The sequence below is a fragment of the Streptomyces sp. JHA26 genome (assembly GCF_002005565.1).
Taxonomy (GTDB): domain Bacteria; phylum Actinomycetota; class Actinomycetes; order Streptomycetales; family Streptomycetaceae; genus Streptomyces.
Map to the genome: position 1 here is coordinate 22757 of NZ_BDJC01000070.1, position 9718 is coordinate 32474.

General features: G+C 76.4%; 7 protein-coding genes. 3 read left to right on the top strand and 4 right to left on the bottom strand.

Features of this window, described 5'->3' with window-relative positions:
• Positions 1 to 70: 70 nt before the first annotated feature.
• On the top strand, positions 71 to 1201 hold the full coding sequence (locus JHAT_RS29675; protein WP_077801369.1) for a glycosyltransferase 87 family protein: 1131 nt from the start codon (positions 71 to 73) through the stop codon (positions 1199 to 1201).
• Positions 1198 to 2364, top strand: a complete 1167-nt coding sequence (locus JHAT_RS29680) for a glycosyltransferase family 4 protein (protein ID WP_077801370.1) — start codon at positions 1198 to 1200, stop codon at positions 2362 to 2364. The genes JHAT_RS29675 and JHAT_RS29680 overlap by 4 nt, the downstream gene beginning before the upstream one ends.
• A gap of 92 nt (positions 2365 to 2456) precedes the next feature.
• Here JHAT_RS29680 and JHAT_RS29685 read toward each other — a convergent pair whose 3' ends face one another.
• A complete protein-coding gene (locus JHAT_RS29685; protein WP_077801371.1) occupies positions 2457 to 3902 on the bottom strand; it encodes an aldehyde dehydrogenase family protein in 1446 nt (481 codons plus the stop codon).
• A 206-nt stretch (positions 3903 to 4108) separates the two neighbouring features.
• Positions 4109 to 4762, bottom strand: a complete 654-nt coding sequence (locus tag JHAT_RS29690) for a TetR/AcrR family transcriptional regulator (RefSeq protein ID WP_077801372.1) — start codon at positions 4760 to 4762, stop codon at positions 4109 to 4111.
• Between the two features lie 269 nt (positions 4763 to 5031).
• On the opposite strand from JHAT_RS29690, the gene JHAT_RS29695 reads away from it, so the two are divergent.
• On the top strand, positions 5032 to 6165 hold the full coding sequence (locus JHAT_RS29695; protein WP_077801373.1) for an NAD(P)/FAD-dependent oxidoreductase: 1134 nt from the start codon (positions 5032 to 5034) through the stop codon (positions 6163 to 6165).
• 58 nt (positions 6166 to 6223) lie between these two features.
• On the opposite strand, the gene JHAT_RS29700 is transcribed toward JHAT_RS29695, so the two are convergent.
• Together JHAT_RS29700 and JHAT_RS29705 are read right to left on the bottom strand one after the other, a co-directional pair.
• Entirely contained in the window at positions 6224 to 7915 is a 1692-nt protein-coding gene (locus tag JHAT_RS29700; RefSeq protein ID WP_077801374.1) for a PucR family transcriptional regulator, read from the bottom strand.
• A gap of 368 nt (positions 7916 to 8283) precedes the next feature.
• The coding region (locus tag JHAT_RS29705) for an ATP-binding protein (RefSeq protein ID WP_253195652.1) at positions 8284 to 9718 on the bottom strand (1435 nt) is incomplete at its 5' end.

Below are 9718 nucleotides of genomic sequence, written 5' to 3' on the forward strand. Positions count from 1 at the left end.
ACGGGTTGACTCCCGGGTGCGGAGCCTCGGTTGACGCCCTTCGACCTGCGGATTCCTAGCGTCGACGGACATGAGGAGCACCTTTGGGGAGCGGGTCGCGCGCTGCGCCCGGCGGCCCGTCGAGCGGTACGTGTGGGCCGGGTACGCGGTGGTGGCGGTGGCCTTCGCCGCGGCGTCGGACCTGACGACGCACCGTGTGTGGGGGTGGTCGGCCGGGGCGGGGTACGCGCTCGCGGCGCTCCTGGCGTCGGGGTCCGCTCCGCGCCCGGCCGTCCGGGCGGTCGCCGTGGCGGGGGCGGCCGTACTGCCGCTCGTCGGCCTGGTGGTGGCGGGGCTCGGGCAGTCCGAGGTGGCCGTGGTCGAGCGCTCGGGACGCCTGCTCGCCGCCACGGGGAGCCCGTACGTCACGGCTCCCGCGGCCGTCCCCGACTTCGATCCCTACCTGCCGGGGATGGCGGTCTTCGGCATGTTGCCCGGGGACCCCCGCTGGTGGCTGGCCGGTGCGTTCGTCGCGTGCCTCACCGCCGCCCGACCGCGCGGCGTCGGAGCGTTGCTCGCGTGTCCGCTGGTCGCGCTGCCCTTCGCGGTGGGCGGCGTCGACCTGCCGGTGGCCGGCCTGATGTGCCTCGGCCTCGCCCTGGCCGGGCGGGACCGTCCGGGTGCGGCGGGTCTGGCGCTCGGGGCCGCCGCCGCCCTCAAGTGGACCGCCTGGCCCGCGCTGCCGGTGGCGCTCGCCCTGGTCGCGGTGCGGCAGGGCGCCCGGCCGGCGCTGCGGTGCGCGGGTGCGGGCCTGGGCACCGCGACGGTACTCGTCCTGCCCTTCGCGCTCACCGATCCGGCCGGCTTCTTCCACAACGTCGTGGCCTTCCCCCTCGGCCTCACCGCGACCGCCTCGCCCGCCGGCAGCCCGCTGCCCGGACACCTGCTGGCGGAACACGTCCCCGGCGGCACGGTGATCGCGCTCGCGCTCCTGACGTCCGGGGCGCTGCTGCTCGGTGCCTCGCTCGCGCTGCGCCCGCCGGAGACGGTGGGGGCGGCGGCCCGGCGGCTCGCGCTCGGCCTGGGCCTGGCGACGGCCCTGATGCCGGCGACGCGCTTCGGCTACCTGGTCTACCCGCTGCTGCTGGCCGCACCGGCGTACGGGACGGCGCGCCGCGCCACCGAGGTCACGGACCGCTCCCCCGAGAGGACCCCCGCATGACGAGCGACGCCCGCACCCGTGCCCGCACCCTGATCGTCACCAACGACTTCCCGCCCCGGCAGGGCGGCATAGAGACCTTCGTCCGGCACCTCGCCGACCGCTTCCCGCCCGGCGAGGTCGTCGTCTTCACCTCGGCACCGGCCGTGCCGGATCCCCGCGAGCTCTTCCCGTACCCGGTGATCCGGCACCCGGCCGGCACCCTCCTGCCCACGCCCCGCGCCACCGCGCACGCCGCGTCCGTGGCCCGCCGGTACGGCTGCGACCGGGTGTGGTTCGGCGCGGCGGCGCCCCTCGGCCTGATGGCGGGCACGCTCCGGCGTACGGCGGGGATCCGTACCGCCGTCGCCACCACCCACGGCCACGAGGTGTGGTGGGCCCGCACGCCCGGTGCCCGGGGCCTGCTGCGCCGCGTCGGCACCCGGGTGGACACCCTCACCTGGCTGGGCGCGAGCACCCGGCGCCCCATCGAGGCGGCCCTCGCGCCGGGCACCCGGACCGCCCGCCTCGTCCCCGGCGTGGACACCGCGGTCTTCCACCCGGCCGTGGACGGCGGCCCGACCAGGACGCGGTACGGCCTGGGCCACCGCCCGGTGATCCTGTGCGCGGCCCGCCTGGTCCCCCGCAAGGGGCAGGACACGCTGATCAGGGCGCTGCCCTGGATCCGCGAGGCGGTCCCCGACGCCGCGCTCCTCCTGGTCGGCGACGGCCCGTACGCGCCGGAACTGCGCCGGCTGGCGCTGCGGGAGGGCGTCGTGGACTCGGTCGTCTTCGCGGGCGGCCGGCCCCACCACGACCTTCCGCGGTTCTACGCCGCCGCCGACGCCTTCGCCATGCCCTGCCGTACCCGCAGGGGCGGCCTGGAGGTGGAGGGTCTGGGCATCGTCTGCCTGGAGGCCGCGGCGTGCGGACTCCCGGTCGTGGTCGGCGACTCGGGCGGCGCGCCGGACACCGTGCGCGAGGGCGAGACGGGCCACGTCGTCGACGGCCGTTCGGTGGCGGCCACGGCGGACCGGCTGATCAGACTCCTGCTCAACCCCCGACTCGCCCGCGCCATGGGGGAGAAGGGCCGCCACCGGGTGTGTACGGAATGGTCCTGGGACCGCTCGTGGGCGACGCTGAGGAACCTGCTCTCCGGGGAGACGCCCACGCCCCGCACGGACTGACCGTCCTCCCGCGCGTCCACCGCCGGGCGGGAGGACGCCGACGGCCCGAGCCCCCGCACAGTGGGCTCGGGCCGTCGGCCTTCTCGGGTGGGTCAGAGGGCGAGGCCCGTCAGGACCAGCACGCGCTCGTAGGTGTAGTCGTCCATCGCGAACCTGACGCCCTCGCGGCCCACGCCGGACTGCTTGGCGCCGCCGTACGGCATCTGGTCGGCGCGGTAGGAGGGCACGTCGCCGATGACGACGCCGCCGACCTCCAGGGCGCGGTGGGCACGGAAGGCGGCCTGCAGGTCGTGCGTGAACACGCCTGCCTGGAGGCCGTACTTGGAGTCGTTGACGGCGGCGAACGCCTCGTCCTCGCCGTTCACCTTCTGCACGCTGAGGACGGGTCCGAAGACCTCCTCGCAGGCGAGGGTGACATCGGCCGGCAGGTCGGTCAGGACGGTCGGCGCGTACGAGGCGCCGTCGCGCTTGCCGCCGGTGAGGAGCTTCGCGCCCGCGGCGACGGCCTCGTCGACCCAGGACTCCACGCGCTCGGCGGCGGCCTCGCTGACCAGCGGGCCGACGTCGGTGGCGTCGTCGTTCGGGTCGCCGGTGACCTGGGCCTCGACGGCGGCGACGATGCGCGGCAGCAGGCGGTCGTACACGGCGGCGTCGGCGATCACGCGCTGCACCGAGATGCAGGACTGGCCGCCCTGGTAGTTGGAGAAGGTCGCGATGCGGGTCGCGGCCCAGTCGAGGTCCTGGTCGCTCGCCCAGTCGCCGAGGACGACGGCCGCGCCGTTGCCGCCCAGCTCCAGGGTGCAGTGCTTGCGCGGCACCGAGTCCATGATCGCGTAGCCGACCGTCTCGGAGCCGGTGAAGGAGATGACCGGCAGCCGCTCGTCCTGGACGAGGGCGGGCATGCGGTCGTTGGGGACCGGCAGGATGCTCCAGGAGCCGGCGGGCAGCTCGGTCTCGGCGAGCAGGTCGCCGAGGATCAGGCCGGACAGCGGGGTGGCGGGGGCCGGCTTGAGGATGATCGGGGCGCCGGCCGCGATCGCCGGGGCGATCTTGTGGGCGCACAGGTTCAGCGGGAAGTTGAACGGCGCGATGCCGAGGACGACGCCCTTGGGGAAGCGGCGGGTGAGGGCGAGGCGGCCCTGGCCGCCGGCGTCGGTGTCCAGGCGCTGGGCCTCGCCGCCGTTGAAGCGGCGGGCCTCCTCGGCCGCGAAGCGGAAGACGGACACCGCGCGGCCGACCTCGCCGCGGGCCCACTTGATCGGCTTGCCGTTCTCGGCGGAGATGAGCCGCGCGAGCTCCTCGGTGCGCTCGGCCAGGCGGCGGCTGACGTGGTCCAGGGCGGCGGCGCGGACGTGGGCGGGGGTGGCGGCGAACTCGTCCCGTACGGCGTACGCGGCGGCCACGGCCTCCTCGACCTGGGCGTCGGTCGGCAGGCTCACCGTGGCGACGGTACGGCCGTCCCAGGGGGACGTGACGTCGAAGGTGTCGTCGCCGGTGGCCTGGCGGCCGGCGAGCCAGAAGGCGGTGGTGGAAGTCATGGGGTTCCGGCCCTTCCGCGTTGGGGTGGGTGGACGGCTGTGCGGAGTCCACGGTAGGGCGGGCGGCGGCGGGTGGCGTTTGTCCGAGACGTAGTGGTCGGCGGGGGTGATTCGACGGATCGGCGGGATGTGCGCCCGTGGACGGGGCGGGGGCGCGGCCGCGGACCGCGGACGCGGCCGGCGGATCCTCCGGCTCCCCCGCCCCCTCACTCGCCGGAGGGCGCGGCCTTCTCCCCGTCCGTCGCGCCGGCCAGCGCGTTCCAGCCGTGTTCCAGGAGGTCGAAGGCGCGCGCCACCGCCCGCCGGGGGTCGTCGTGGCCGCGTGCCGCGCGGGGGGCCTCGAGGGCGAAGTGGGCCAGGGCGGCGCAGGCCGGGTCGTCGGGGGCGAGGCCGCTCTCCTCGGCGATGACCCGGGCGAGGGCGGCGCTGTGGCGCAGCCACATGGTCTGGGCGTAGTCGCGCAGCGCCGGAGTGCTGTTCACCAGGTCGGCGAAGGCAGGGAAGCGGGGGTCGTCACCGGTCGTGGCCATCCGGACGTTCAACGCGTGTTCCCGCAGCGCGGCGGGGACGGACCGGCCCCGCGGCCGTTCGCGCACAGCGGCGACCAGGCGGGCCTGCTGTTCCACGTCGTCGTCCAGGACGAGCGCTTCCTTGACGGGGAAGTGCTTGAACAGCGTGGTGGTGGACACGTCCGCGGCGTCCGCGATCTCGCGGACGCTGACCGCGTCGTACCCGCGTTCCAGGAAGAGGCGCAGGGCCGCGTCGGCGATGGCCCGGCGGGTGGCGGCCTTCTTGCGCTCACGGCGTCCCGTGGACGCGGACGGCGCTTCCGCCGGGGGTCGGGTGGGGGTGTCGGGCATGCCGTCAATCTACCCCGGGGGTTGCCCGAGTGCAAAAGTTGAGTTGTTGCACTTATTTAGTGAGTGTGCTTTTCTGGCCCCACGGCGGTCCTGCGGCAGCACCGCGGCAGTCACGGTGCCTGCCCGGCGGGCGCGCACCTCGTCGCCCGCGGCGTCACCGAACGCCTCCCGCCCTCCTCTCCCTCACCCGCCGAGCAGGGCCCGACTGCACCACCCGCCCCCGGCACGACCATCCGCGTGCCGCCGCACGGAACGAACGGAGCACTTTCATGAGGACCCCCCGCGACTCCCGCATCGCCGTCATCGGCGCCGGCCCGGGCGGCCTGACCTGCGCCCGCATCCTCCAGCGCCACGGCGTCACCGTCACCGTCCACGACCGCGACGCGGGCCCCGACGCCCGGAACCAGGGCGGCACCCTCGACCTGCGCGCCGACAACGGGCAGATCGCGCTGCGCGAAGCCGGTCTCCTGGACGAGTTCTTCGCGCTGTCGCGCCCCGAGGGACAGGAGATGCGCCAACTGGACCCGGCCGGCGAGACCCTCTTCCGCCACGTCCCCGAGGAGGGCGAGCGGTTCAAGCCCGAGATCGACCGCGGCCGGCTCCGCGATCTGCTGCTCGGTTCGCTCCGACCCGGCACCGTGCGCTGGGGCCGGGCCCTCGAGGCCGTCGACGGGCCCGAGGAAGGTCCCAGGCTCCTGCGCTTCACCGACGGCACCACCGTCGAGGCCGATCTCGTCATCGGCGCCGACGGCGCCTGGTCCCGGGTCCGCCGGGCCGTCTCCCCGGCCGTCCCGCAGTACAGCGGCGTGAGCTTCCTGGAGGCCCGGTTCCACGACGTCGGGACCCGGCACCCGGACATCGCCGACCTCGTCGGCCCGGGCAGCGCCGCCGCGGCCGACGGCGACCGGGGCCTGTTCGCCCAGCGCAACGGCGACGACCACGTCCGCGTCTACATCATCCAGCGCGTCCCCGCCGACTGGATCACCGCCGCGGGCCTCACCGTCGAGGACACCGACGCGCTCCGCGCCCTCCTCCTGGAACGCTACGGCGCCTGGTCGCCCCGCCTGCGCCGGCTGATCTCCGACAACGACGGCCGCTACGCCGACCGTCCAATCTTCGCCCTGCCCGTGCCGCACGTCTGGGAGCACAGCCCCACGGTGACCCTGCTCGGGGACGCGGCCCACCTCATGCCCCCGCTCGGCGTCGGCGTCAACCTCGCCCTGCTGGACGCCTGCGAACTCGCCCTCGCGCTCGCCCGGCACGACACCGTCGACGACGCCCTCCGCGTCTACGAGAAGACGATGTTCCCGCGCTCCACGGAAACGGCCCGGCTGCTCGACGGCGCCGCCGAGCACCTGCTGTCCCCCGAGCCGCCGGACTTCGCCGACGCCGAGGCCTCCTGACCGGCGCCGCCGGTTCCCGGGGGCCCCGGGGGTCCGGGGCGTCCCGGGCCCCGGTGCGCTACTCGGCCGCCGTCGCCTTCAGCGCCAGCCACAGCTCCATCCGGACGTCCGGGTCGTCCAGGGAGCGGCCGAGGATCTCCTCCACGCGGCGCATCCGGTAGCGCAGGGTGTGGCGGTGGACGCCGAGGTCGGCGGCCGCCGCGTCCCACTGGCCGTGGCGGGAGAGCCAGGCGCGCAGGGAGGCCACCAGGTCGCCGCGGCCGGTGGCGTCGTGGTCGCGCAGGGCACGCAGCAGGCCGTCGGCGAACGCCCGTACCGCGTCGTCGGCGAGCAGCGGAAGCACCGAGCCGGCCGCCAGGTGTTCGTGCTCGACGCAGACGCGTCCGCGCCGGCGGGCCACCGACAGGGCCTGTTCGGCCTGCTTGTAGGCGGCGGACGCGGCGATGGGACCGGACGGCGCGGACAGGCCGACGACGAGGCCCTCCTCGTCGCCGCCCGCGACCGGCTTGCGCGCCGGACGCGCCGTCTCCAGGGCCGACGCGTAGGCGGCGCAGGCGGCGACGGCCGCACCCCCGTCGGTGGCGAGCACGACCAGGCGCTCCCCCTCGGGCACCGCCAGGACGGCCTCGCCCGCCCGGGCCGCCGCCGACTCGACGACCTCGGCGAGGGCGCCGAGCGGGTCGCCGTGGGTGTCGGCCGCGGCCAGCGCGGCGGCCGAGGGCTTGGCCACGGGCACCCGTGCCGGGGGGCCCGCGGACGGTCCGGCGTGCGCTCGCGCGGCCGACGCGGAGGCCGGCTCGGCGACGATCATGCGGAAGGGCGCGTCGAGCAGGCCGCCGTACAGGTCCCCGGCGACCGTGCGGGCGTGGTCCGGTTCGCCGGCCAGCAGCATGCGCAGCACGGCGGCGCCGAGGCGCTGTTCGGCGGCGTGCAGGGAGCGGGAGCGTTCCGTGGTGAGGGTCAGCAGGGCTATGGCCGAGTGGACGGCGTACCGCTCGGCGGTGCCGAGGGGTGCGGCGGTGCCGACGGCCAGCGCCGCGCGGGCCTTGCGGGAGGTGCCCAGGGAGTGCAGCTCGACGCGGTCCGCGTTCTCGGGCTGCTCGGAGTCGTCGGCGGCGCCGACCACGGCGGAGGCCGGTGCGGGCCGCTCGCGCAGCCGCTGGACGTCCGCGGTGAGCCGTGCCGCCCTACGGCCCGCCCACTCCGGTGCCGCGGCGACGACGGCGCCCGCGGTGTCGTACAGCGCCGCCCAGCCGTCGATCTGCGCGGCCAGCGCGGCCAGCAGCCCTTCCGGCCCGTCGCCCAGCGCCCGCCTGGTCAGCTCCCGCTGGGCCGCGAAGCCCGCGGTGACCGCCCGGTACTGGTCGGCGGCGATGGCGGCGGAGACGGCCTTGCTGATGGCGAGGAAGGGCGTGCGGCGCGGTACCTCCAGCAGGGGCAGGCCCTCCGCCCGCGCGGCCTCGACCAGCGCCTCGGGGATGTCGTCGTAGTGGACGCCCACGGCGAAGCCGAGCCCGACCACTCCGGCCCCGGCCAGCCGCTTGACGTACCGGCGCATCGCCTGCGGGTCCTCCGCGTCCAGCTTGAGCGCGGTGATCAGCAGGAGTTCCCCGCCCTCCATGTACGGCACGGGATCGGCCAGCTCGCTGGAGTGGGCCCAGCGGACGGGCACGTCGAGGCGGTCCCCGCCCGCGCGCACGGTCAGCTTGAGCGCGGAGTGGTGGACGAGCGAGGCGAGCGTCGGGGGCATGGGACCTTCAGGTCGGCGTCGGGAGATGCGGGGACGACGGGGAGTATCGGTGGTCTTTTGGCCGCCGCGTATGAACGGCCTGTGTCGATTCTGCCTCACCGTACGATCCCCCCGGACGGCCGCAGACCCCTCGGCGACCGCCCGCGCCCCGGACCGGCTCCCCTCCGTCGGCACCTCCCCGCCGGGCCTGCACGTCAGCCGTCCGGCCCGCGCCCCGGCTGCCGGCGCCGCCACCCGGTCCCCCGGCGCCCGCGTCGCCTCGGCAGCCGGTGCCCGGCGGGCGCCTCCGCCGTCACGTCTCCGCCAGCGGGGTGGCCCGGCCGTCCGGACCCGCGTCCGGAACCCCGGCCGCCCTCACCCCCGGCGGCTCACCCCCGCAGATCCACCAGCAGCGGCGGCGCGTGCTCGCCGCCCACCGTCGTGAGCGACAGCACCGCGTGCCCCGCCGGAACCGCGTGGGCCAGCTCGGACGCCGACCAGCGCTCGCGCTCGACCTGCCGCACGGTGACCGCCCGCGCGGTCGGCGCCTTGCCGGTGATCACCCGGCGCAGCATGTGGACGGCCTTGCCCGCCGGGGTCTCGGCGATGATCTGCCGGTCGGTGACGTCCCGGGCCTCGGTCCACTCCTTGCCCCACACCTCGGCGAAGTCCTGCCCGTCCCAGGGCGTGAGCCCGGACAGCGCCATCCGGCACCCGATGGACCCGAGCAGCGGCCCGCGCAGCGGACGCGGCACGTCGTCCAGGGTGCGCAGGGTCAGGACGACCCCGGCGCCCGCGGAGCGCAGCCGCTGGACGCCCCGCACGGCCTCCGGCGTGACGACACCGCTCGCGTCGTCCAGCACCAGGCAGGCGAACAGCGACCGGTCCTCCCGTACCGACACGCTCGCCGTGAACTGGGCGAGCACCAGCCGGGCCAGGATGCGCGAGGCGTCCGCGTGGCCGCGTTCGGGCAGGTCGATGCGGACCCGCACCGGGTGGTCGAGGGCCTTGAGCGAGAACGGCCGCGTCCGCCCCGAGGTGTCGAAGAAGGGGGCGAAGGCGGGCCGGTCGAGGAGCGCCACCCGGTCGGCCAGGACACCGCCGACGTCGCCGGGGTGCCCCATCTGGCGCTCGCGGGCGTCCAGCTCGCGCAGCAGCGACTCCTGCCCGGCCTCCTGCAGGCCCCGGCGCAGCTCGGCCAGCGGTCCGGGCGTCCCGTCGAGCAGCTGCCGCAGCTCCGGTACTCCGGGGAAGCGTCCGTGCACCGCCCGGAACGGGCCGAGCAGCTGGGCGAGGACGGTGGTGGAGCGGCGGCTGTCGCTGCCCGGGTGGGGGTCGGCGAGGTCGCCGACGAGGGCCTCGGCGAGCACGGCGGCGGCCTCGTCGGGGTCGGTCGTGCCGCCGTACAGGTCGAGGTCGTACACGGAGTCCGGGTTCCCCACGCGGACGACGACGTCGTAGGCGTCGGCCGGACCGAGTCCGGCGCCGGCCGCGCCGACCACGACGACCGCGGCGCGTCCGGCCAGCGCGTGCAGGCACAGGGACTCGGCGAGCGGCCGCACGACGGCGCCGGTCTTGCCGGAGCCGGCCGGTCCGACGGCGAGCAGGGAGGTGCCGAGCAGGTCTGGCCCGAGGGCGAGGCCGGTGCCGCGGTAGGCGTAGGGGTTGCGGGCGTCGTCGGCGGTGGTGCCGAGCCGCACCTGCCCGGTGACCAGGTCGTGCCGGGCCTGCCGGGCGGGCAGGTCGCGGGCGCCGGAGGGGTGCGGGCAGGCGGCGGCGCCGTGGCTGAGCACGGCGCCGGTGAAGGTGGCGAGGCTGTGCCGG

Coding starts and splice junctions, on each gene's coding strand:
- JHAT_RS29675 (WP_077801369.1), top strand. CDS start 71: ATGAGGAGCACCTTTGGGGAGCGGGTCGCGCGCTGCGCCCGGCGGCCC.
- JHAT_RS29680 (WP_077801370.1), top strand. CDS start 1,198: ATGACGAGCGACGCCCGCACCCGTGCCCGCACCCTGATCGTCACCAAC.
- JHAT_RS29685 (WP_077801371.1), bottom strand. CDS start 3,902: ATGACTTCCACCACCGCCTTCTGGCTCGCCGGCCGCCAGGCCACCGGC.
- JHAT_RS29690 (WP_077801372.1), bottom strand. CDS start 4,762: ATGCCCGACACCCCCACCCGACCCCCGGCGGAAGCGCCGTCCGCGTCC.
- JHAT_RS29695 (WP_077801373.1), top strand. CDS start 5,032: ATGAGGACCCCCCGCGACTCCCGCATCGCCGTCATCGGCGCCGGCCCG.
- JHAT_RS29700 (WP_077801374.1), bottom strand. CDS start 7,915: ATGCCCCCGACGCTCGCCTCGCTCGTCCACCACTCCGCGCTCAAGCTG.